21 protein-coding genes are annotated in these 23,601 nt (G+C 66.9%); 2 read left to right on the forward strand and 19 right to left on the reverse strand.

Translation table 11 applies throughout. From position 1 onward, the window contains the following. Positions 1-16: 16 nt before the first annotated feature. From G6N44_RS04435 to G6N44_RS04480, 10 genes are all read right to left on the reverse strand, one after another. The gene (locus tag G6N44_RS04435; protein WP_163661456.1) at positions 17-1,519 is read right to left on the reverse strand and encodes a glutamate synthase subunit beta; all 1,503 of its coding nucleotides are present in this window, start codon (positions 1,517-1,519) and stop codon (positions 17-19) included. After that, complete coding sequence (gene gltB / locus G6N44_RS04440; protein ID WP_163661458.1) at positions 1,512-6,077, reverse strand: glutamate synthase large subunit; 4,566 nt, start codon at positions 6,075-6,077, stop codon at positions 1,512-1,514. The genes G6N44_RS04435 and gltB overlap by 8 nt, the downstream gene beginning before the upstream one ends. Before the next feature lie 82 nt (positions 6,078-6,159). Continuing rightward, positions 6,160-6,576, reverse strand: a complete 417-nt coding sequence (locus G6N44_RS04445; protein ID WP_163661461.1) for a DUF2752 domain-containing protein — start codon at positions 6,574-6,576, stop codon at positions 6,160-6,162. Continuing rightward, a complete protein-coding gene (locus tag G6N44_RS04450) occupies positions 6,566-6,961 on the reverse strand; it encodes a TM2 domain-containing protein (protein ID WP_163661463.1) in 396 nt (131 codons plus the stop codon). The genes G6N44_RS04445 and G6N44_RS04450 overlap by 11 nt, the downstream gene beginning before the upstream one ends. Positions 6,962-6,988: 27 nt before the next feature. Beyond that, a complete protein-coding gene (lgt, locus tag G6N44_RS04455; RefSeq protein WP_163661465.1) occupies positions 6,989-9,346 on the reverse strand; it encodes a prolipoprotein diacylglyceryl transferase in 2,358 nt (785 codons plus the stop codon). Next, the gene (gene trpA / locus G6N44_RS04460) at positions 9,343-10,131 is read right to left on the reverse strand and encodes a tryptophan synthase subunit alpha (RefSeq protein WP_163661467.1); all 789 of its coding nucleotides are present in this window, start codon (positions 10,129-10,131) and stop codon (positions 9,343-9,345) included. The genes lgt and trpA overlap by 4 nt, the downstream gene beginning before the upstream one ends. Next, positions 10,128-11,393, reverse strand: a complete 1,266-nt coding sequence (trpB, locus tag G6N44_RS04465) for a tryptophan synthase subunit beta (protein WP_163661469.1) — start codon at positions 11,391-11,393, stop codon at positions 10,128-10,130. The genes trpA and trpB overlap by 4 nt, the downstream gene beginning before the upstream one ends. A 37-nt stretch (positions 11,394-11,430) precedes the next feature. Then, positions 11,431-12,249, reverse strand: a complete 819-nt coding sequence (gene trpC, locus G6N44_RS04470; protein WP_163661471.1) for an indole-3-glycerol phosphate synthase TrpC — start codon at positions 12,247-12,249, stop codon at positions 11,431-11,433. Positions 12,250-12,332: 83 nt separating this feature from the next. Further along, the gene (locus tag G6N44_RS04475; RefSeq protein ID WP_163661474.1) at positions 12,333-12,953 is read right to left on the reverse strand and encodes a TIGR02234 family membrane protein; all 621 of its coding nucleotides are present in this window, start codon (positions 12,951-12,953) and stop codon (positions 12,333-12,335) included. Beyond that, on the reverse strand, positions 12,950-14,479 hold the full coding sequence (locus tag G6N44_RS04480) for an anthranilate synthase component I (protein WP_163661476.1): 1,530 nt from the start codon (positions 14,477-14,479) through the stop codon (positions 12,950-12,952). The genes G6N44_RS04475 and G6N44_RS04480 overlap by 4 nt, the downstream gene beginning before the upstream one ends. 71 nt (positions 14,480-14,550) lie before the next feature. On the opposite strand from G6N44_RS04480, the gene G6N44_RS04485 reads away from it, so the two are divergent. Both G6N44_RS04485 and G6N44_RS04490 read left to right on the forward strand, forming a co-directional pair. Next, positions 14,551-15,006 carry a peroxiredoxin gene (locus G6N44_RS04485; RefSeq protein ID WP_179964544.1) on the forward strand — a complete coding sequence of 152 codons (456 nt, stop codon included), beginning with the start codon at positions 14,551-14,553 and terminating at the stop codon, positions 15,004-15,006. Between the two features lie 46 nt (positions 15,007-15,052). Beyond that, entirely contained in the window at positions 15,053-15,850 is a 798-nt protein-coding gene (locus G6N44_RS04490) for an ABC transporter ATP-binding protein (RefSeq protein ID WP_163661480.1), read from the forward strand. Between the two features lie 7 nt (positions 15,851-15,857). Here the strand turns inward: G6N44_RS04490 and G6N44_RS04495 are convergent, their stop codons facing one another. The 9 genes from G6N44_RS04495 to G6N44_RS04535 are packed head-to-tail and all read right to left on the reverse strand — an operon-like array spanning position 15,858 to position 23,584. Next, positions 15,858-16,853, reverse strand: a complete 996-nt coding sequence (locus tag G6N44_RS04495) for a hypothetical protein (protein WP_163661482.1) — start codon at positions 16,851-16,853, stop codon at positions 15,858-15,860. After that, on the reverse strand, positions 16,843-18,489 hold the full coding sequence (locus G6N44_RS04500; RefSeq protein WP_235682945.1) for an HsdM family class I SAM-dependent methyltransferase: 1,647 nt from the start codon (positions 18,487-18,489) through the stop codon (positions 16,843-16,845). Before G6N44_RS04500 ends, G6N44_RS04495 begins: the two co-directional genes overlap by 11 nt. A gap of 52 nt (positions 18,490-18,541) precedes the next feature. Further along, entirely contained in the window at positions 18,542-18,889 is a 348-nt protein-coding gene (gene hisI / locus G6N44_RS04505) for a phosphoribosyl-AMP cyclohydrolase (RefSeq protein WP_163661486.1), read from the reverse strand. Then, on the reverse strand, positions 18,886-19,671 hold the full coding sequence (gene hisF / locus G6N44_RS04510; protein ID WP_163661488.1) for an imidazole glycerol phosphate synthase subunit HisF: 786 nt from the start codon (positions 19,669-19,671) through the stop codon (positions 18,886-18,888). Before hisF ends, hisI begins: the two co-directional genes overlap by 4 nt. Next, entirely contained in the window at positions 19,668-20,498 is an 831-nt protein-coding gene (locus tag G6N44_RS04515; RefSeq protein ID WP_163669601.1) for an inositol monophosphatase family protein, read from the reverse strand. Before G6N44_RS04515 ends, hisF begins: the two co-directional genes overlap by 4 nt. After that, the gene (gene priA, locus G6N44_RS04520) at positions 20,495-21,229 is read right to left on the reverse strand and encodes a bifunctional 1-(5-phosphoribosyl)-5-((5-phosphoribosylamino)methylideneamino)imidazole-4-carboxamide isomerase/phosphoribosylanthranilate isomerase PriA (RefSeq protein WP_044518436.1); all 735 of its coding nucleotides are present in this window, start codon (positions 21,227-21,229) and stop codon (positions 20,495-20,497) included. The genes G6N44_RS04515 and priA overlap by 4 nt, the downstream gene beginning before the upstream one ends. After that, complete coding sequence (gene hisH, locus G6N44_RS04525; protein ID WP_163661490.1) at positions 21,226-21,843, reverse strand: imidazole glycerol phosphate synthase subunit HisH; 618 nt, start codon at positions 21,841-21,843, stop codon at positions 21,226-21,228. Before hisH ends, priA begins: the two co-directional genes overlap by 4 nt. Further along, positions 21,840-22,448, reverse strand: a complete 609-nt coding sequence (gene hisB, locus G6N44_RS04530) for an imidazoleglycerol-phosphate dehydratase HisB (protein ID WP_163661492.1) — start codon at positions 22,446-22,448, stop codon at positions 21,840-21,842. The genes hisH and hisB overlap by 4 nt, the downstream gene beginning before the upstream one ends. Beyond that, positions 22,445-23,584 carry a histidinol-phosphate transaminase gene (locus G6N44_RS04535; protein WP_163661494.1) on the reverse strand — a complete coding sequence of 380 codons (1,140 nt, stop codon included), beginning with the start codon at positions 23,582-23,584 and terminating at the stop codon, positions 22,445-22,447. The genes hisB and G6N44_RS04535 overlap by 4 nt, the downstream gene beginning before the upstream one ends. Positions 23,585-23,601: the final 17 nt, after the last annotated feature.

A 23,601-nucleotide genomic window follows, 5' to 3' on the forward strand; every position in this document is an offset into this window, starting at 1 on the left:
AGTCTAGTTGATCGATTCAGACGACGCTCAGTGGGAGAGTCCCGGGATGTACCGGTGCCGGAAGATCCGAGTCCCCCATCAGATATGCGTCCACTGCGTGCGCCGCGCTGCGGCCCTCGGCAATGGCCCACACCACGAGCGAGGCACCGCGGTGCGCGTCACCGCAGACGAACACGCCGGGCGCGTCGGTCTGCCAGTCCGAACCGCACGACACGGTGCCGCGCCGGGTCAGTTTCAACTGCAGTCCGTCGAGCAGAGCCATGTGTTCGACCCCCTCGAACCCGATCGCCAACAGTGCCAGGTCGCACGGAATCTGCAACGACTCGCCCACCGGGCTGATCTCGCGCCGCCCCTCCGCATCGCGGGTCACCCGAACTTCGGCGATCTCGACGGCCCGCACATGACCGCTGTCGTCCCCGAGAAAACGTTGTACCGCAACCTCATACCGTCGCGCGCCACCCTCGGCGTGGGCCGGTGAAGTCCGCAGCACCAGCGGCCACGTCGGCCACGGCGAGAGCTCGTCGTCGCGGGTCTCGGGAGGCTCGGTGTTGTAGTCGAGTTGAGTGACCGACGCCGCGCCCTGGCGGTGCGCGGTCCCCAGGCAGTCGGCGCCGGTGTCGCCGCCACCGATGATCACCACGTGCTTGCCTGCCGCCGAGATCGGTGAGGATGTATCGCCCTCACATTCGTGGTTGGCGGGCACCAGGTGTTCCATCGCCAAGTGCACACCGTCGAGTTCGCGGCCGGGCACCGCGTTGTCGCGGCCGCGCAGCGCACCGACCGCCAGCACCACCGCCTGATGACGCTGACGCAGTTGCTCCACGGTCAGATCGACACCAACCTCACACTCGGTGACGAATCTCGTGCCCTCGGCCCGCATCTGAGCCAAACGCTGATTCAATACCGACTTCTCGAGCTTGTACTCGGGAATCCCGTAGCGCAGCAGCCCGCCGACCCGGTCGTCACGCTCGTACACCGTCACCTCGTGACCGGCGCGTGTGAGTTGTTGTGCGGCAGCCAAACCCGCCGGGCCCGAGCCGACGACGGCGACGCTCCGGCCGGTGGAGATCGCGGCAGGCTGAGGTTGGACGGTGCCGTTCATCCAGGCGTGGTCGGCGATGGTCTGCTCGATCCGCTTGATCGTCACGCTGCCGCCGGTCTGCTCCTCGGAAATCGCGAGCACGCAGGCCGCCTCACACGGCGCCGGGCACAACCGTCCGGTGAACTCCGGAAAATTGTTGGTGGCGTGCAGGCGATCACTGGCCGCATCCCAGCGTCCCCGCCGGACCAGGTCGTTCCACTCCGGGATCAGGTTGCCCAACGGGCACCCCGCCTTGCCGGAATGACAGAACGGGATCCCGCAGTCCATACAACGCCGCGCCTGCTGTGACACCTCACCGGTGCGCGCATTGGGATCCTCGCGCTCGTACACCTCGCGCCAGTCCCCCACCCGCTCCTCGACCGGTCGTTTGGCCGCCTCGATTTTGGGGACACGAAGAAATCCGGTCGGATCAGCCACGGCTTGCCTCCATGATCGCGCTGTCCACATCGCGCCCCTCGGCCTTGGCCATCCGGGTCGCCTGCAGAACACGCTGGTAGTCGGTGGGCATTACTTTGGTGAATTGCGCACTGCGTCTGGGCCAGTCAGCCAGAATCGACGACGCCAGAGTGCTGCCGGTATGGCGTGCATGGTCGGCCACCACATCGTGCAGCCAGACCAGGTCCTCGGCCTCCAACTGCTGCAGTTCCACCATTTCGGTGTTGACCCGGGCCGGGTCCAGGCCGAGCACAAAGGCGATACCACCGGACATGCCGGCAGCCAGGTTGCGCCCGGTCTTACCCAGGATCACCACCCGACCGCCGGTCATGTACTCACACGCGTGGTCTCCGACTCCCTCGACGACGGACAGGGCCCCGGAATTACGGGCGCAGAAGCGCTCACCGACCCGTCCCCGCAGGAAAGCCTCACCCGAGGTGGCGCCATAGAGCAGGGTGTTGCCGGCGATGACATTGTCCTCCGGCAGGAACAGCACATCGTCTGGTGGCCGCACGATCACCCGGCCGCCGGAAAGTCCCTTGCCCACATAGTCATTGGCATCACCGATCAGATCCAGCGTGACTCCGGGCGGCAGGAACGCTCCGATCGACTGGCCGGCAGACCCGGTCAGGGTGACGTGGATGGTGTTGTCGGGCAATCCGGCGGCACCGTAGCGGCGGGTGACCTCCGATCCGAGCAGGGTGCCCACCGTTCGGTTGACGTTGCGGACGGGTAGCTCCAGCCGAACCGGGTGAGCGTCCTCGAGCGCCCCCTCGGCGAGTTGGATCAGGGTACGGTCCAGGGCCTGCTCGAGCCCGTGCTCCTGACCGCGCACCCGACGCCGCTGGGTGATGTTGCCGTGGGCATCGGTGGGCACCTCGAACACGGGGCTGAGGTCGAGTCCACGGCTCTTCCAGTGCGCCACACCGGGATCGGTGTCGAGCACCTCGGCATGGCCGACCGCCTCGTCGATGCTACGGAATCCCAGCTCGGCGAGATAGCGACGAATGTCCTCGGCGATGAACGTGAAGAAGTTCTCCACGAACTCGGGTTTGCCGTTGAACCGCGCCCGCAGTTCGGGGTTCTGCGTGGCCACGCCGACCGGGCAGGTATCCAGGTGACAGACCCGCATCATGATGCAACCCGCAACCACCAGCGGTGCTGTGGCGAAACCGAATTCCTCGGCACCCAAGAGCGTAGCCACGATCACGTCGCGTGCACTACGCATACCGCCGTCGCACTGCACAGTGATCCGGTCACGCAAACCGTTGAGCACCAACGTCTGCTGGGTGTCGGCCAAGCCGATCTCCCACGGTGCACCGGCATGCTTGAGCGAGGTCAACGGTGCGGCGCCGGTGCCGCCGTCGTGCCCGGAGATCAGCACCACGTCGGCGTGCGCCTTCGATACCCCGGCCGCAACCGTACCGACCCCGACGCTGCTCACCAGCTTCACGTGGATCCGGGCGTCGGCGTTCGCGTTCTTCAGGTCGTGGATGAGCTGGGCGAGATCCTCGATCGAATAGATGTCGTGGTGCGGGGGCGGCGAGATCAACCCCACTCCCGGCGTGGAGTGCCGGGTCTTGGCGATGTTCGGATACACCTTGTACCCCGGAAGCTGTCCGCCCTCACCGGGTTTGGCGCCCTGAGCCATCTTGATCTGGATGTCGGTGGCGTTCACCAGATAGTCGCTGGTAACGCCGAAGCGACCCGACGCCACCTGCTTGACCGCGCTTCGCCGCTGCGGATCGTAGAGTCGGTCGACATCCTCCCCGCCTTCGCCGCTGTTGGACCGCCCACCGAGGTTGTTCATGGCGATCGCCATGGTCTCGTGGGCCTCCGCCGAGATGGAGCCGTAGCTCATCGCCCCGGTGTTGAATCGACTCACGATCGATTCGACCGGTTCAACCTCGTCCAGCGGCACCGGCGGGCGCAGCCCCTGCTTGAACTCGAACAGGCCACGCAGAGTCCCGCCTTCCCGGGACAACCGGTCGACCTCCTCGGAATACTTGGCGAAGACATCACGGCGCCCGGCACGGGTCGAATGCTGAAGTAGAAAAACCACTTCCGGGGTGAACAGGTGCAGTTCACCTTCGCGACGGAACGCGTACTCGCCGCCAACCTCGAGCCGACGATGCACCCGCTCGGTGGGATTCTCCGGATACGCCCGCCGGTGGCGGAGCTTGACCTCCTCGGCCAGTACGTCCAGTCCGACGCCGCCGAGCTGGCTGGTGGTACCGGTGAAGTATTCGTCGACGACATCGCGGCTCAGCCCGATTGCCTCGAAAACCTGCGCGGCGGTATAGGACGCGACCGTGGATATGCCCATCTTGCTCATCACCTTGACCACGCCCTTGCCCAGCGCCTTGACGTAATTGCGCACGGCAGTGGCAGTTTCGATCCCGGTGAGCTCGCCCTCGCGGATCAGGTCCTCGATCGACTCGAATGCGAGATACGGGTTGACGGCGGCGGCTCCGTACCCGATGAGCATGGCGATGTGATGGACCTCGCGGGCGTCGCCGCTTTCCACGACAAGTGCCACCTTGGTGCGTTCTTTGGTGCGCACCAGGTGGTGATGTACCGCTGAAACCGCCAGCAGCGACGGGACCGGGGCCCGGGTGTGGTCGGAATCGCGATCGGAGATCACCAGTGTTCGAGCACCTTTGGCAATCGCCTCGGTTGCCCTCAGCTGAAGGTCGTCGAGTGCCTCGGCCAATGCTTCCCCACCGCGTTCGACGTCGTAGAGGGAGCGCAGCACGGTAGTGCGCAGGCCCGGATGCTCGCCATCGTCGTTGATGCGGACGATCTTGCCCAGCTCATCGTTGTCGAGAACCGGCCAGCGCAGCACGATCTGGCGGCACGAGGCTGCCGTGGGCTCCAGCAGGTTCTGCTCGGGCCCCATCACCCGGGCCATCGAGGTCACCACCTCCTCGCGGATGGCGTCCAGTGGAGGGTTGGTCACCTGGGCGAACAGCTCGACGAAGTAGTCATACAACAGACGTGAACGCTTCGACAGCACCGCGACGGGAGTATCTGTCCCCATCGAACCGAGCGGCTCACCTCCCGACGCCGCCATGGGCGTCAGCAGGATGCGCAGTTCCTCTTCGGTGTACCCGAAGGCGATCTGTCGCCGGACCACCGACTCGTGATTCGGTTGGAACCGGGGCCGCGCGGGTAACGTGCCGAGATCCAGCAGTCCGGCATGAAGCCACTCACCGTAGGGTTCGGCCGCGGCCAGCTGCTCCTTGATCTCATCGTCTCCGATGATGCGTCCGGCGGCGGTGTCGACCAGGAACATCTTCCCGGGCTGCAAGCGGCCCTTGGCGACGATCTGGCCCGACGGCACGTCCAGCACACCACTTTCACTGGCCAGGATGATCCGGTCGTCGACTGTGCGCCACCAGCGTCCCGGCCGTAAACCGTTGCGGTCCAATACGGCCCCCACCACGGTGCCGTCGGTGAACGTGACGCAGGCCGGCCCGTCCCACGGCTCCATCAGCGAGGCGTGGAACTTCCAGAACGCCCGCTCGGCGGTATCCATCGTGGTGGCGTTCTGCCACGCCTCCGGGATCATCATGAGCACGGCATGCGGCAGGCTGCGCCCGCCCAGGTGCAGCAGCTCGAGCACCTCGTCGAAGGATGCCGAATCGGAGGCGTCCGGGGTGCAGATCGGCGATAACCGGCTCAGGTCACCGGGAATCCGGGTGCTGGCAAGTAGCGCCTCCCGGGCGTGCATGCGGTTGCGGTTTCCGCGCACGGTGTTGATCTCCCCGTTGTGCGCCACGAACCGGAACGGATGGGCCAGTGGCCAGGACGGGAAAGTGTTCGTGGAGAACCGGCTGTGCACGATCGCGATCGCGCTCATGCAACGCTCGTCGCGCAGGTCCGGAAAATATTGCGGCAGCTGCATTGTCGTCAACATGCCCTTGTAGACGATGGTCCGGCTGGACAGCGACGCGAAATAGACCGCGTCGACCCCCGCGCCCTGTTCGGCCCGCTTGCGCAGCGGGTAGACCCTGCGGTCGAGCTCGATACCGGCCGCCCGGACGCCGTCGCGCGCCGGGGCCGCGACGAACAGTTGCGCCATGTGCGGCATACAGCCCAGCGCCGTCAAACCGATACCGGCGCCGTCCGGGTCGACCGGTACCGCCCGCCAGCCGAGGACCTCGAGGCCTTCCTCGCAGGCCAACGCCTCGATGCGGGCACAGGCGGCACTCCGCGCATCCAGGTCCTGTGGCAGGAAACAGATGCCCGCGGCGAAGGTGTGACTGCCATCGGCGGCAGGCCCCGGCAGGTCGAAATCGACCACATCGCGCAGCAGCTCGATCGGCAGTTGCAGCAGGATGCCGGCACCATCGCCGCTGTTGGGCTCGGCGCCGGCGGCACCTCGATGTTCGAGATGTTCCAGCGCGGTCAGACCGTCGGAGACGATGCCGTGGGAGCGGCGGCCCTGGATATCGGTGATCATGGCCACGCCGCAGGAATCTGCCTCATTGGCGGGGTCATAGAGCCCCTGCGCATCTGGCAATGCCGAGAACAGCATTTGATCGCACCTCCGCAAGTCCGGAACGTCCTGGTCCCGGGACTGCACCGGCCCGAATTCTCAGTGTATCAGCGCAGGTCGGCTACTCCTGAGCGATCAAGGTCGGGACCAGCGGGAAGCCCGGCAGGTTCCGCACCACCGTCCAGAGCGCCAGGGTGAGCACAATCGTGACCACCGCAGGCACCGGGAACAGCGCCTTGCCCAGCCGCCACCGGACCAGCATCCACACGATGAGGACCGGGAGACCGACAAGGGCGAATACGTTGTCGACGACCGCTGCGCCCACGTCACCGTGCAGCAGATCGTGGGTCATCCGCAGGCCACCGCAGGCCGGGCAGTTCCACCCGGTCAGGGCCTTGAACGGGCAACCTGGGAAAAGGAAACCGGGACCGTGCGGATCGGCCACACCGGTATAGGTCAACGCGCCAGCACCGAGCACTCCCGCGGCCAGCAGTGACAACCGTCCCGCCGGCGTGGAGGTCAGGCCGTTAGGCTCCATCGCGCAGCGGACGTCCGTACGGGTCGCGGACACTGCCGGTGAGGATCAGGATCGCGTCGATGAGCCCCCAGATGACGGCGCCGATACCGCAGGTGGCCAGACCCACGATCAACTGAGCGACGCCCAAACCGGTCTGGCCCAGGTAGATCCGCCCGATGCCCACGAACCCGAACAGGCCGACCAACTGCAGCAGCCCGGCAACCACCTTGGATTTGTCGGAGAGGGGTTCACCGGTGACCGGATGACGACCAAACGGCGCGCTCGGATCCACGTAGGTCGGCGGATACGGCGGATACGCCGGTGGCGGCGGATATCCCGCGGGTGGAGGGAAGCCGGCCGGCGGCGGGAAATCCGACGGGCCTCCGGACTGCGACGGATCGGTCATACAGCCAGGATGCCAGAGTGTGGATCGTTACCGGTTACGGCGGAACCAGCGACGCACCCGACCGCCCTGCTCCGCAGGTTCGGGCTCATCCGCAACCGCGTCCCCGGGCTCATCGTCCGATTGTTCGTCGGATTCGTCGTCCGCATCAGCCTGCTCGGCAGCCCCAGACTCCACGTCACCGTCGGTCTGGTCCCCCCCATCCGCAGGTGCGTCGTCAGCCGTGGCCTCGACTTCCTCAGCCGCATCGCCAGCCGCCTCGGCCTCGGATTCGTCCTCGACGTCGTCTGCCACTTCGGAGTCCGCCTCATCACCTGAGACCTCGTCGGCCGCTTCATCGGGCTCAGCCTCGGGCTCGGTGGGCTCAGCGTCTTCGTCAGCATCCGGCGATTCGACAGGCTCGGCCGCCTCGTCGTCGTCCTCGGACTCGGCTTCCGTCTGCGCATCATCGGAGTCGACCTCGACGGCCTCTCCGGCGGGCTCCGATTCGTCCTCGTCGTCGTCTGGTGCTGCGGCGTCGGCCTCATCGACCTCATCGGTCATCGCCTCGGCGTCGGCATCGTCAGTCGGGGCCACAACCTCTTCCGCGGCAACCTCTTCGACGGCGTCGGCCGATTCAGTCTCAGGCTCGTCTTCGGTAGCCGTGGACTCCTCGTCGGTGGCCGGTTCTGGCTCCTCGGTGGACTGCTCGGCTCCGGCTTCCCCTGCTTCTGTGTCGTCCGCCTCGACGGTTGCGTCTACCGGGGCCTCAACCTCATCGACAACCTCGTCGGCATCAACCGGTTCGTCGGGCTCAGCATCCGCACCGGCATCGGCCTCTGCCTCCGATTCAGCGGTATCGGCATCGACCGCTGCTTCTTGGTCGGCGTTCTCGTCGTCGGTGACTTCCTCGGATTCGGCTCCCGGCTCGCCTTCAGCGGTGTCGGAATCACCGACCTCTTCGACGGACTCCTCGTCGACGTCAGCGTCAGGTTCGGCGGTCTCGTCAGCCGCTTCCTCAGAATCTTCCGCCGCGTCGCCGTCGGCGTCGTCAGCTACCAGTGCTTCAGCATCGACCGATTCGTCGTCAACCTCGGCTTCGGCTTCAGCCGCCTCGGGTTCCTCGGCCACGTCTGCTTCGGCATCCACCGACTCGAGGGACTCAGCCTCCTCGCCGTCTTCGCTCTCGTCTTCGGTCTCGGCGGCGACTTCCTCGGCCTCGGCTTCAGCGTCAGCGGCCTCAGATTCGGCGGTTTCCTCGGATTCGGGTTCCGCCTCGTCTTCGACCTCTTCCGATTCGCCGTCCGCACCTTCGGACTCGTCGGAATCCTTGTCGATCGCCTTCAGATCAATTGCCGCGGCCGCTTCGGCGCCGTCGTCCTCGCTGGCACCGACCTCGTCCGGATGCATGTGGTCGGCATCCTCGGCGTCCTCGTCATCGTCTTGTCCCGCCGCCGATGCAGCCGCGACAACGCCGGTCGTGGCGGCCGCCGCAACGAGTTCCTCACCAAACTCGTCGAATGCCGATTCATCCTCTTCGTCATCGGGCTTGCCCACCAAGGTCGCCGGGTCTTCCCGCCCCCTGGTCGCCAGCATGATGTAGACGACAGCGCCGATGAATACGAACGTCGAGGTGAAGGTGTTGACGCGGATACCGGCGAATTCGGTTGCCGGATCGCTGCGCATCAATTCGACGAGGAATCGGCCTGCGCAGTAGCCGGCCACGTACAGCGCGAACAGCCGGCCGTGGCCGAGTTTGAACTTCCGGTCTGCCCAAATGAGCAGCGCGAAAATCAGTAGGTTCCACAGCAACTCGTACAGGAAGGTCGGATGTACGACCCGCAGGACCTCACCGGTCGACACCCCGTTGAGATCGTCGACGACACCGAGGGAGTTCACCCGTTTGTAGATCTCCAGGCCCCACGGCAGTGTGGTGTCGCCCCCGTACAACTCTTGGTTGAAGTAATTTCCGAGCCGGCCGATGGCCTGAGCCAAGATGATTCCCGGAGCGATTGCGTCGCCGAAGGCCGGCAGCGGAATCCCACGCGAACGGCAACCGATCCAGGCTCCGACACCGCCGAGGGCGACGGCGCCCCAGATTCCCAGACCGCCCTGCCAGACCTGGAATGCCGCACCAAGGCCCCTACCGGTGGGCCCGAAATACGTGGACCAGTCCGTCATCACGTGGTAGAGCCGGCCACCGATGAGCCCGAAAGGCACTGCCCACAAGGCGATGTCGTAGATGACGCCGGCTTGCCCGCCCCGCGCTTGCCAACGCCGGTCGCCGATGATGAGCGCTGCGATGATGCCGACGATGATGCACAGCGCATACGCGCGGACCGGTACCGGCCCCAGATGCCAGACTCCCTGCGACGGGCTGGGCAAATACGCGAGCACGGTAGTGGTCAAGCTGAAATCCTCTGCCTAACGCCGTTGGCCAGTTCTTCGGTGAGTCGACGAAGGGCGTCCAACCCCTCGCCCAGTGCCGAGACGAGTGCTGATCCGACGATGACGCCGTCGGCATAGGCGCCGATCTCGGCGGCCTGCGCCCCCGATCGCACACCCAACCCAACCCCGACCGGGATATCGGATACTTCCCTGACGCGCCGTACCAGTTGCGGGGCCGCGTTCGAGACCACGTCACGTGCTCCGGTGACGCCCATTGTCGATGCGGCGTAGACAAATCCGCGCGAAGCGTTCGCTGTCGCCGCGAGCCGTTCCGGCGTCGAGGAGGGGGCGACCACGAAGATCCGGTCGAGATCGTGCGCCTCGGATGCGTCGAACCAGTCGTCGGCTTCCTCGGGGATCAGATCCGGGGTGATCAGTCCGTATCCACCAGCCGATGCAAGGTCGCGGGCAAACGTGTCAACACCCTTGCGCAGCACCGGGTTCCAGTAGGTCATCACCACGGCGCGGCCACCAGCGTTGCTGATTGCCTCGACCGCGGCCAAGGTGTCCCGCACCCGCACCCCGCCGGCCAGCGCGGCTTCGGTGGCGGCGGCGATCGTCGGTCCGTCCATCCCTGGGTCCGAGTACGGCACACCGACCTCGACGAGGTCGCAACCGGATTCGACGAGCGCCGTCATCGCCGCAATCGAGGTCTGCACGTCCGGGAACCCGGTCGGTAGGTAACCGATCAGCGCGGCGCGGTTCTCGGCGCGGCAGCCGTCGAACAACTCCGCCAGGCGGCTCATCCCACGCTCCCCTCATCGAGCAGTCCGAACCACTTGGCCGCCGTCTCGACGTCCTTGTCACCACGCCCGGACAAGTTCACCACGATGATCGATCCACTGCCCAGTTCCGGCCCCAGCTTGAGCGCGCCGGCCACCGCGTGCGCCGATTCGATCGCCGGGATGATGCCCTCGCGACGGCACAGTAGCGAGAACGCGTCCATCGCCTCGGTATCGGTGACCGGTCGGTACTCGGCACGGCCGGCGTCTTTGAGGAATGCATGCTCGGGTCCGACGCCCGGGTAGTCCAAACCGGCCGAGATGGAATGCGACTCGATCGTCTGGCCGTCGTCGTCTTGCAACAGGTAGGAGAACGATCCCTGGAACGCGCCCGGCGAACCGCCGGTGAAGGTCGCAGCGTGGCGCCCCGTCTCCACGCCGTCGCCCGCGGCCTCGAAACCGATCAACCGCACCGCCGGGTCGTCGATGAACGCGTGGAACGCGCCGATGGCGTTCGAGCCGCCGCCGACGCACGCGGCGACCGCGTCGGGCAACCGGCCGGCCTGATCGAGGATCTGCGCCCTGGCCTCCATGCCGATGATCCGCTGAAAATCACGCACCATCACCGGGAACGGATGCGGACCGGCCGCCGTTCCGAAGCAGTAGTAGGTGTCCTCGGCGTTCGTCACCCAGTCCCGGAAGGCTTCGTTGATCGCGTCCTTGAGGGTTTTGGATCCGGCCTCGACCGAGACCACGGTCGCGCCGAGCAGTCGCATGCGCGCGACGTTGAGGGCCTGCCGGGCGGTGTCCACCGCGCCCATGTAGATGATGCATTCCAGACCGAGCAGCGCACACGCCGTCGCGGTGGCCACGCCGTGCTGCCCGGCGCCGGTCTCGGCGATGACTCGGGTCTTGCCCATTTGCCGCGCCAGCAGCGCCTGCCCAAGAACGTTGTTGATCTTGTGAGAACCGGTGTGGTTCAGGTCTTCTCGCTTGAGGAAGATGCGGGCACCACCGGCGTACTCGGATAGTCGGGCGGCTTCGTACAGCGGCGAGGGCCGGCCGCTGTAGTGGCGCTGCAGACGGTCGAGCTCGTCGAGGAAGGATTGATCGCCGCGGGACTTCTCGTAGGCCGCGGTGACCTCTTCGATCACCGCCATCAGCGCCTCGGGTACCAACCGTCCACCGTAGGGACCGAAGTGACCCCGAGCGTCGGGATCATGAACGGTGGGTTCGGCAATGCCTGCGCTGGAACGGGGCAACTCCGGCCCCGCGAGATCCGCCATCAATGTGCCTTTTCGTGCGAGCGGCTCATCGCCTGGTTCAGCGAGCCGGTTTCGGGCAGGACGGGTGCGTACCGGCGGTAACCAGATCGGCGACCGCGGTCCGGGGATCCCCGCTGGTCACCAGTCCCTCACCGACCAGTACGGCATCGGCACCCGCACCGGCGTACGCCAGCAGGTCAGCGGTTCCACGTATTCCGGACTCCGCGACGCGGATGACATTGCTGGGCAGCCCTGGAGCGATCCGGGCGAAGCAATCCCGGTCGACGGTCAGCGTCTTGAGGTCGCGGGCATTGACACCGATGACCTTGGCACCGGCTTGCAACGCCCGGTCGGCCTCTTCTTCGGTATGCACCTCCACCAGAGCCGTCATCCCAAGGGATTCCGTGCGCTCCAGCAGCGATTCCAACACCGGTTGCTCCAGCGCCGCCACAATGAGCAGCAGCAGGTCTGCGCCGTGCGCCCGGGCTTCATGAATCTGGTATGGCTTGACGATAAAGTCCTTGCGCAACAACGGAATTGACACCGCAGCCCGCACCGCGTCCAAGTCGTCCAGCGAGCCGTTGAACCTGCGCTGCTCGGTGAGCACACTGATCGCCCGCGCACCACCGGCTTCGTAGGCCTGCGCCAGGTGGGCCGGGTCGGCGATATGGGCCAGCTCGCCCCGCGACGGACTCGCTCGCTTCACCTCGGCGATCACGGCAATTCCCGGTTCGCGCAACGCAGCCATCACGTTGAGCGGTGCAGGTGCATCCTGGGCTCGCGCCTTGATTTCAGCCAGGCTGACGATGGCCTCGCGAGCGGCTACGTCGGCGCGGACTCCCTCGATGATGGAGTCGAGCACTGTCGCCGCACTCATCGCCCGTCGGTTCCTCTCTGGTGCCTCCGGGCCGGTCCCGGTTGCCCTCCCAGGAAGGGTAGCCGCCGCCACACCTTCACCATTCACCGGCCCTGACTGTCCGGATCGCCACCGTCGCCGGTCGGATCCTGACCTTCGTCCAACGCATCCCACAGCATTCGCTCCGACATCGGCTCATCGCCTCCGTCCGCCCTCGCCGCCTCACGCCGCGCCGCAGGTGCGGCGTAGCGGCCGGCAATCCCGCGCTTGGCACTGTTGGCCGACCGCATCAGCAGCACCGCACCGACCAGCGCACACACCGCCGCCACCAGGGTCAGCACGGCGCCCCCGTAGGAGCGACTGGTCCCGCCCCCGGCTGCGGTCAGCTGGGAGACCGGAATTACTGCCAGGTCAGCAGCCCGCTGTGCCACATCCTTGATCACCCACAGGCCGATCCCCAGGTACCCCATCCCGGCGCTGGCCGCGGCGATCAGCAGAGCCAGCAACCGTAGCGCCCAGCCATGCAAGGCCAGCACCGCGACCGCGGCCGCCAGCACCAGCAACGCCAGCGGGATCAAAGCCGTCGACCAGGATGCCCCCGTCAACGCCGTGGCCTTCGGCTGGCCCAGCCCGTCGAACGACGTCACCGAGACCCAGGTCATCCGCGACGCGACCCACAGCGCCACCGCCGCGACGACGAACAGCGCCTGCGCCACCCGGATCACGGCTCGGCCAAGGTGTCGGCGGCGGCAATGGCATTGAGCACGGCTTTCGCCTTGTTCGCCGATTCGTTGTACTCGTAGGGGCCGTTGGAATCGGCCACGACACCCCCGCCGGCCTGCACATAGGCCGTGCCGTCACGCATCAGTGCGGTCCGGATGGCGATCGCGAAATCGGCATTGCCCGCGAAGTCCAGGTAGCCCAACACTCCGCCGTAGAGGCCGCGCCGGGTCATTTCGACCTCCTCGATCAACTCCATGGCCCGCACCTTGGGTGCGCCTGACAAGGTGCCGGCCGGGAAACATGCCGTCACCGCATCCAGTGCGGTCTTGCCTTCCGCCAGCTCCCCGGTCACCGTGGACACCAGGTGCATCACATGGCTGTAGCGCTCGATGTGGCTGTAATCCTCGACCCGAACAGTGCCCGGACGGCACACCCGCCCCAGATCGTTGCGGCCGAGGTCAACCAGCATCAGGTGTTCGGCGCGTTCCTTCTCGTCGGCCAGCAGTTCCTTTTCCAGCAGGACGTCTTCTTCCTCGGTGGTGCCGCGCCACCGAGTGCCGGCGATCGGGTGGGTGGTGGCTCGGCCCTCTTTCACCGTGACCAGCGCCTCGGGGCTGGAGCCGACGACCGAGAAGTCCAGTCCGCCATCGGCATCGGGGACGTTGAGCAGGTACATGTAGGGGCTCGGATTGGTGACCCGCAGCATCCGGTAGACATCAATCGGATCGGCGGCGGTATCCATCTCGAACCGCTGCGACGGCACCACCTGGAAGGCTTCGCCGGCCTCGATGTCACCGACCAGTTTCTCGACGATCGCCGAGTACTCCTCCACCGTGCGCTGCGCGCGGTGATCGGGCTGCGGCCGGCTGAACGTCGCCACCGTGGACGGCAGCGGCTGGCCGAGCGCGGCGGTCATCACATCCAGCCGGGCCACGGCATCGTCATAGGCCTCGTCGACGCGCTCATCGGTGCCGTTCCAGTTCACTGCGTTGGCGATCAGGGTGATGGTGCCCTCGTGGTGGTCGACGGCGGCGATATCGGTGGCCAGTAGCAGCACCATGTCCGGCAGGCCCAGATCGTCGACGGTGAGCTCCGGCAGCCGTTCCAGCCGTCGCACCATGTCGTAGGCGAAGTAGCCCACCAACCCCGACGACAGCGGCGGCAGGTCCGGCACCGCCTCGGTCTGCAGCAGATCCAGCGTGGCCCGCAGTGCGGCCAACGGCTCACCGCCGCTGGGCGCATCCTTGGGGGCCGTACCCAGCCAGACCGCCTGGTCGTCGCGCACCGTCAGGGCCGAGGGGGCACCGGCGCCGATGAACGACCATCGAGACCACGAACGACCGTTCTCGGCCGATTCCAGCAGGAACGTACCGGGACGGTTGGCTGCGAGCTTGCGGTACGCGGACAACGGCGTCTCGCTGTCGGCCAGTACCTTGCGCGTCACCGGTACCACGCGGTGCTCAGCGGCCAGCGCCCGGAAATCCTCGCGCGATGTCGTGCGGTTGAGGCTGTCGGGGGTGGTTTGCACAGACCAATCCTCCCAGATCGACAGAGCAGGACTGGCATGCAGACGGCGTAGCGTGAGCGACCATGACACAGATCAGGACCGGTGACACCGCTCCCGACTTCCAACTCCCAGACCAGGCCGGCACGATTCGCACCCTGACGAGCCTGCTCGCCGACGGCCCGGTCGTGCTGTTCTTCTATCCGGCGGCGATGACTCCGGGATGCACCAAGGAGGCCTGTCACTTCCGCGATCTGGCCGGCGAGTTCACTGCCGTCGGGGCGAACCGGGTCGGGATCAGCACCGACCCGGTCACCAAGCAGGCCAAGTTCGCCGACATCCAGAGTTTCGACTACCCGCTGCTCTCGGACGCCGACGGCAAGGTCGCGGCCCAGTTCGGGGTGAAGCGTGGCCTGCTCGGCAAGCTCATGCCGGTCAAGCGCACCACATTCGTCATCGACACGGAACGCACTGTGCTCGCAGTGATCTCCAGCGAGATCAACATGGACACCCACGCCGACAAGGCACTGGAAGTGCTCAAGTCGCGTTGACCGCCCGCAGCACCGCTGCCATCGATGAGATGAAGGAGTCTTTCGCATGACCCCGGTCCTCGACATCTCCGATGTGACCTTCCGCCGCGACGGCAAGCAGATCATCGACGGCATCTCGCTGACCGTGCAGTCCGGCGAACACTGGGCGCTGCTGGGGCCCAACGGTGCCGGCAAGAGCACGCTGCTGGGTTTCTGTGCCGCGGTGACGTTTCCGACCTCCGGCACCGTGCAGGTGCTCGGCGGCCAGATGGGCCGCACCGACCTGGCGGTGCTGCGCCGCTCCATCGGTCACGTGAATCCCCGGCATCGCCTGCAGTACCCGCTGACGGTGCGTGAGGTGGTGCTGACCGGCATCACCGCCACCATCGACATCGCCGCGCATTGGACGCCCACCGCCGAGCAGCTGCGTCGGGCCGAGGAACTGATCGACACCGTGGGGCTGGGCGCCCGGGCCGACGCGATCTGGCCGACGCTGTCGCAGGGCGAACGCGGCCGCACCCTGATCGCGCGGGCACTGATCGCTGATCCGAAGCTGTTGCTGTTGGACGAACCCACCACCGGCCTGGATGTGGCGGCCCGCGAGCAGCTGCTGGAAACCCTTGACACGCTCGACGATTCGCATCCCGATATGGCCTCGATCCTGGTCACCCACCACCTCGAGGAACTGCCAACCAGCACCACGCACGCCCTGCTGATCTCGCAGGGGCGCACGGTGGCCAGCGGGCCGGCCCGCGACGTCGTCAACACCGAGCACGTCAGCGAGGCCTTCGCTCACCCCGTGGTGGTCGGGTTCCAGGACGGCCGGTGGAGCGCACGGGCCAAGGCCAGCTCGCGGGTGCTGTAGCGGCTGCTCAGCCTTCGGCAGCGGTGTTGCGACGCCGGCGTGCCTCACGGTGCCGGGTCACCGGGGTGGTGTCGATGACGCGGTTGACCATGGTCGCCAGAAAACGCGAGGGCTGCAGTTCGGGCGGCACGGTGTCATGGCGGATGGCGATGTCGGGCAGGGCCGCCATGGCTTCGTCGACCGCGGCGGTCGCCACGTCGATGATCTCGAACAGCGTGTCCGGCTCGGCCTTTTCGATACTGTCGACTTCCTCGCCGGCGGTTTCGCTGACCTCGGCGTCGTAATCGATCATGACGAGGGCCACCGCGTGATAGGCGTCGTCCTCGGTGCCGAGCTTGCCCAGCAGGTCGATCAGCCACTCGGCCTTGTCCGGCTCGGTGCTCAGGATTGTCGAACGCAGGCCGTAGACGAATCCGAGCGCCGACAACGGGTGGCGCAGCCGCAGGTTCTTGGCGTCGCCGTAACTTTCCTCAACGCGGTTCGCGGCGTTCTTGCCGAAGCTGGAATCCATCCGTTTGGTGCTGATCAGTAATTCCGGACCGGTGTCCCAGTCCGACATCACCACGTCGACCTGCTTCATGTAGTGCTTGCCCAGCACGCTGGCGCTCGACGCAGCCACACCTTTCATCGACCGCTTCAGCCGTTGCTCGATCAGGTGCCGTTCCTTCTGCGGCAGCGCCTCCAGCAGACTGGAGATGGCGCTGGGCATGATCCGCGGATCTGTCGCCCTGGGCCACACCGCATCCGGATCGAACCCGGCCCGCCGCAACTCGTAGGCCAGCCAGACATCCAGCGCCAGTGCCGGAACGCCGGTGGTGGACGGCGCATCCAGGAACAACGGCACCCCGAGGAGCTTGCGCAGCACCCGGAAATCGGGTTGGTAGGTCAACTCTCCCGCCGCCCGCACCCACGGATTGGTGTGCACACCCTCCGGTGCGGCATCGGCCACGATCCGGTCGAAGATGGCCCACGCGGTGGCCTTGGTCGACGGTTCAGCGGGCACGTCGAGCCCTTACCGTCCGGCGGGTGGCCAATGAATCGCGCGCGGTCCGAACGGGTTCCAGGGCAACTCGGCTCGCCAGCCCCAATGCGTCGTCGACGATATAGCTCGCCTCGAGTAACTGACCGCGTTCCAGTAGCGATCCGACGCGCCGGCGGACCGCCCGCAACTCGACGGCGTGGGCGGCCACCAGTTCGGGCGACGGGACCAGCCACCGGTCTGCCTCGCGCGGTTCGATCTTGAGGATGCCACCGCCGTAAGAACGGCCGACGATCTCGGCGTGCAGCACCGTCACCGAGTTCAGCGCGGCCAACCCGAGCAGGTCACGGCCGAGCATCCGCACCTCGTCGCGCAGATACACGCCGTGCACCGAGTTGAGGTGGTGTGCCTTGGCCCGGTTGGTGATCAACCGTGGAGTGTCGGCGTTCATACAGGTCAGCAGCAGGTCAGCCGGATTCACCAGGGGTACCCGATACCAGGGCCGGCGCACCCGGCACTTGTAGGCCAGATGCACCCCGGCGGCGTGACCGGCGTCGATGTAGCGCTGCGCGGCGACCGAGGGTGATTCGGCGGGACGGAACAGGTGCGTCGACCGTCCGTCCTCCCCCAGCTTGGCCAACTGTTCGGCCGACAGTGTCAGCCCACGCAGGTGCGCGCTCCCGGGCGGCGACAACGGCAGCAGATCGGTGCGCCGCAGGCCAAGTTCATGCACCCGCTCCGGGGACAGTGCGAAGAAACTGTTGTTACCCGTCACCATGCCCAGCGTGGTCTCACCCCAGGTCTCCAGCACGGAGAAGTGCCCATCGTCGAGCAGACCGTGGATCGCATCCACCGGCGCGTTACCGATCAGGCCGCTGACCCATTTGCCTGAGGGATCGCGAGGAGACCAACGTCGTTGTGCGAGTTCAGATGTCAGTGAGCTCGCATTGCGTGCCCGATGGATGACGGCGTGGCCGCTCGGCCCTCCCCCGTAGCCGTCGGCCAGTAACAGCACCACGTCGGCCTCGGCCTCGGGGAACACCTGCTCGTCGAACATCACCAGCTCGACGGTGGCGAACCGGTCGAACAGGAACTTCCGCACCGCCGCCGCATAGTTGACGCTGAGCAACTCGGCGGGCAGAACGAGCGCCAGACGGCCACCCGGTTTGAGAAACAGTGCGGCATGCACGGTGAACGCGGCCCAACTCGACGCCAGCCCGGACAGCGTGACCCCGGCCTTGAGCGCCGCGCGGCGCGACTGCGCCCGGGTGGCGCCGCGGAACTCCTGGTAGCGGATATAGGGCGGGTTACCGATCACCGCGGTGTACTTGGTCCGCGGTTCGATGGCGAAGAAATCGGCGGTGCGGATGTGCGCCTGTCCTCCGGCCTCGGTGACCCGGCGGCGTGCGGTAACCGCGCTGGACCGGTGAATCTCGATGCCGTGCAGTTCCGGGTGTTCGGCACCCAACTGCTTCAGTCGGCGGGTCGCAGCGACCAGAAAGGCCGCGTCGCCGGCCGAGGGCTCCAGGATCTGTTCATCGGCCGAGCGCACGGCCCACTGGGTGAGGTAATCCGTGATCTGCGCCGGGGTGAAGAACGCACCGCGCGCTTTGCGGGCAGCGGCGGAATCGCCGTCGGCCGGCACAGCGCTCTCAGTCACCCCGTCATTGTTGTCCACGGCACCGACAACCCCGGGCACCGCAACGCCGGGGCTAGTCTTCCGGTGCCAGCAGCACGTCCGCGTCGAAGCAGGTGTGCGCACCGGTGTGGCAGGCGGCGCCGGTCTGATCAACCTCCAGCAACACGGTGTCGCCGTCGCAGTCCAGGCGGACCGAGTGCACATACTGCGTGTGCCCAGACGTCAGACCTTTGACCCACTGCTCGCCACGGGACCGCGAAAAATACGTGGCCTCACGGGTTTCCAGGGTGCGGGCCAGCGCGTCGTCGTCCATCCAGGCGACCATCAGTACCTGGCCGGTCCCCCGCTCCTGGGCCACCGCGCTGAACAGTCCGTCGGCGTTGCGCTTCAGGCGCTTGGCGATGTCGGGATCGAGACTCATCTGACCGTGATCCCTTCCGCCGCCATGGCAGCCTTCACCTGGGCGATGGTCAGTTCCCGGAAGTGGAACACACTGGCGGCCAGCACCGCATCGGCGCCGGCCTGCACGGCCGGCGCGAAATCGGCCACGGCACCGGCACCACCGCTGGCGATCACCGGGACACCCACCGCGGCGCGGACCGCGCGCAGCATCGGCAGGTCGAAGCCGGCCTTGGTACCGTCGCGGTCCATCGAGTTGAGCAGGATCTCGCCGACCCCGAGTTCCGCGCCCCGCGCGGCCCATTCGATCGCGTCGATCCCGGTGCCCCGGCGACCACCGTGGGTGGTCACCTCCCACCCCGACGGGGTGGGCTGCTCGCCGGCCGGCACGGTGCGGGCATCGACGCTGAGCACGATGCACTGCGATCCGAACTGGCGGGCCATCTCGGCTAGCAGTTCGGGCCGGGCAATGGCGGCGGTGTTGACCGACACCTTGTCGGCGCCGGCCCGCAGCAGCACGTCGACATCGTCCACAGCACGCACGCCACCACCGACGGTCAGCGGGATGAACACCTGCTCGGCGGTACGCTTGACCACCTCGAGCATGGTGGCCCGGCCCGACGAGGAGGCGGTCACGTCTAGGAAGGTCAACTCGTCGGCGCCTTCGGCGTCGTAGGCGGCGGCGAGTTCGACGGGATCGCCTGCATCACGCAGGTTCTCGAAGTTGACGCCCTTGACCACCCGGCCGGCGTCGACGTCCAGGCACGGGATGACCCTCGTTGCCACGTCACTGGTGGTGCTCACAGGTAGTCCTCCGGATTGCCAGCGGATTTTACGATTTCCAGCATGCGTTCGTGCACGCCGGGAGCGGCGGCCAGCGCCGACTTCGATTCGGCCGCCCAGGGATCGCCGGTCAGGTCCGTCACGATGCCCCCGGCCGCGCGAACCAGCGCGACGCCGGCGGCATGGTCCCAGATGTGGTGGCCGAAACTGATGGCCCCACCGAGGATTCCGGCCGCCACATAGGCCAGGTCCACCCCGGTGGCACCGTGCATCCGCACCCGCGAGCAGACCCGACTGAGGTTGGACAGCACCTCGACCCGGTAGCGGCCGGGGAACCGGCCGCGGGAGGCGATGTTGAAGGTCTGGATGCCGACGATCGAATCGGCCAGTGTGGGCGAACCCAACGGCGGGAGCGCAGTGCCGTTGTCGCATACCGGCCCTCCGGCCAGTGCCGAATACCGCTGCCCGGTGAACGGCAGCCAGGTGAGGCCGGCCACCGGCTCGCCATCGGCCAGCAGACCGAGCAGGATGGCCGCCATCGGCGATCCGGCCGCGTAGTTGAATGTGCCGTCGATCGGGTCGAGCACCCACACCAGCGGCGAGTCGATGGGCTCACCGCCGAATTCCTCGCCGTGGACCCCGATACCGGTGGCCTCGGTCAGTGCCCGCACCACTTGCCGCTCGATCGCGAGATCGACCTCGGTGGCGAAGTCGTTGCCCTGCTTGGTGACCGCGGAATCCGCGCGGTGCCCGGCGATGAACGGCACCGACGCCGCGTCGAGGATCTCGGTCGCCGCAGCTACCAATGCGGCCAACTTCGACGGATCCAGGTCACCCACCTCGCTTATCCGCTGACCGCGGCCAGTGCCTGCGGCAGAGTGAATCGTTCGGCGTAGAGCGCCTTCCCGACGATCGCACCCTCCACACCGTGGCCGGTCAGGGTGGCGATCGCCCGGAGATCATCAAGGCTGGACACTCCGCCCGAGGCGATCACCGGGGCGTCGGTGCGGTCGGCGACCGCAGCCAGCAGTTCAAGGTTGGGACCGGTCAGGGTGCCGTCCTTGGTGACGTCAGTGACGACGTAACGCGAACACCCTTCGCGGTCAAGACGGTCCAGGACCTCCCAGAGATCGCCGCCGTCGGTCTCCCAGCCACGACCGCGCAGGCGCCAGCTGTCGTTCTCGAACTGCACGTCCAGGCCGACTGCCACCCGGTCGCCGTATTCGGCGATGGCTCGGCGGCACCATTCGGGGCTTTCCAGCGCCGCGGTGCCGATGTTCACCCGCGCGCAGCCGGTGTCCATGGCGGCCTTCAGCGAGTCGTCATCGCGGATGCCGCCGGACAGTTCGACTTTCACGTCGAGCTTGCCGACCAGATCGGCCAGGAGTTCGCGGTTGCTGCCGCGGCCGAAGGCGGCGTCCAGGTCCACCAGGTGGATCCACTCGGCACCGTCACGCTGCCAGGCCTGGGCGGCCTCCAGCGCCGAACCGTAATCGGTCTCACTGCCCGCCTTGCCCTGGACCAGGCGCACCGCCTTGCCGTCCACCACATCGACAGCCGGCAACAGAATCAAACTCACAGTCCCTCAACCCAATTCGCGAGCAGCGTCGCACCGGCGTCGCCACTCTTCTCCGGATGAAATTGCGTGGCCGACAACGCGCCGTCCTCGACGGCAGCGATGAAGGGCACCTGATGCGTCGCCCAGGTAACCAGTGCGTCCGGATTCCCGGACCACTCCTGTGCGGCGTACGAATGCACGAAATAGAAGCGAGTGGCGGCGTCGAGTCCCTTGAACAGGGTGCTACCGGCCGCGGCGTCGACGACATTCCACCCCATGTGCGGAATCACCGGGGCGTCCAGTCGGGTCACCGAACCGGGCCACTGCCCGCACCCGGTGGACTCCACACCGAACTCCACGCCGCGGGCGAACAGGATCTGCATACCGACACAGACCCCCAACACCGGGCGACCGTGCTGCAGTCGGTCGTCGATGATCTTCTCGCCGCCAATCGCCCGGAGCCCGGTCATACACGCCTCGAACGCGCCGACCCCCGGCACCACGAGTCCGTCGGCTGCCGCGGCGGCACCGGGATCAGCGGTGACCTCGACATCGGCCCCCACGCGCTCCAACGCCCGCTGAGCCGAGCGCAGGTTGCCCGATCCGTAGTCGAGGACGACGACTTTCTTTGTCACAGAGTGCCCTTGGTCGACGGAACACCAGTGACCCGGGCGTCGTACTCGACGGCCTGTCGCAGTGCGCGGGCCACCGCCTTGTACTGCGCCTCGGTGATGTGGTGCGGGTCGCGACCGTACAGCGTGCGCACATGCAACGCGATGCGGGCGTTGAACGCCAGCGATTCGAACACGTGCCGGTTGATCACCGTGTGGTAGGGCGCGCTGGACCCGGCGATGGTGAATTCCACCATGAACTCGGGCTCCCCGGTGTGCACGAAGTAGGGGCGGCCTGACACGTCGACCGCGGCGTGCGCGAGGGTCTCGTCCATCGGGATGAACGCATCACCGAACCGCCGGATGCCCTTCTTGTCGCCGAGAGCCTCGCCGAGCGCCTGGCCCAGCACGATCGCGGTGTCCTCGATCGTGTGGTGCCCCTCGATCTCGATGTCGCCCTTGGCGTGCACGGTGAGATCGAAGCTGGCGTGGGTACCCAGCGCGGTCAACATGTGGTCGAAGAACGGGACACCGGTGTCGATATCGACGACACCGGTGCCGTCGAGGTCGATCTCGACGACGATGTCGGATTCCCTGGTCTTGCGTTCGACTTTCGCGCGACGGGTCACGATGCTCCTACCGGGCTGTTGGCGGGCTGAAGTTCGGTGGCGGACAGATCGGCACTGGCGGCCAGGAATGCGTCGTTCTCCTCGGCCAGACCGATGGTGGTGCGCAGGAATCCGGGGATGCCGACGTCACGGATCAGCACGCCTTTGTCCAGATAACGCTGCCAGGTGGCCGGGGCGTCGGCGAACTCGCCGAACAACACGAAATTCGCGTCGCTCGGGATCACCCGGTAGCCGAGGCGAGCCAATTCGGCACTCACCCGATCACGTTCGGCGGCCAGTTTCGCGACACTGCCCAGCGTGTCGTCGGCGTGCCGCAGCGCGGCCCGCGCGGCCGCCTGGGTGAGCATCGACAGGTGATACGGCAGTCGTACCAGCAGCAGCGCGTCGATGACGGCCGGGGCGGCCGCCAGGTAGCCGAGTCGGCCGCCGGCGAACGCGAACGCCTTGCTCATCGTTCGGCTGACGATGAGTTTGGTCGGGAACTCGTCCAGCAGCGCCACGGCGCTGGGTTGCGACGAGAATTCGCCGTAGGCCTCGTCGACGATCAGGATGCCGCCGGTCATGACACCGAGTAGACGACGCAGGTCATCGAGCGGAATGCTCTGCCCCGAAGGGTTGTTCGGGCTGGTGACGAATACGACGTCGGGATTGCGTTCGGCGATCGCGGCAACCGCCACATCAAGGTCGAGGCTGAAATCCTCGGCACGGGCGGCCTGCAGCCACTCGGTCTGGGTGCCGTCGGCAATGATCGGGTGCATCGAATACGACGGCACGAATCCGATCGCAGTGCGCCCCGGCCCGCCGAAGGTCTGCAACAGCTGCTGCAGGATCTCGTTGGAACCGTTTGCCGCCCAGAGATTGTCGACGGTGAGCGGCACCCCGGTGGCCGCGGTGAAGTAGGCGGCCAGATCGGTCCGCAACGCCACCGCGTCACGATCGGGATAGCGGTGCAGCTCGGCGGCTGCCTCGCGGACCGATGCGGCGACGTCGTCGATCAGGGCCTGGGTCGGCGGGTGCGGGTTCTCATTGGTGTTGAGCCGCACCGGCACCACCAATTGCGGTGCGCCGTAGGGTGATTTACCGCGTAGGTTCTCACGCAGCGGCAGATCGGCCAGCGTCACATCCCGTGCGCTCATGATCGCCTGTTCTTCGC

The sequence above is a fragment of the Mycolicibacterium alvei genome, from assembly GCF_010727325.1.
Taxonomy (GTDB): Bacteria; Actinomycetota; Actinomycetes; order Mycobacteriales; family Mycobacteriaceae; genus Mycobacterium; species Mycobacterium alvei.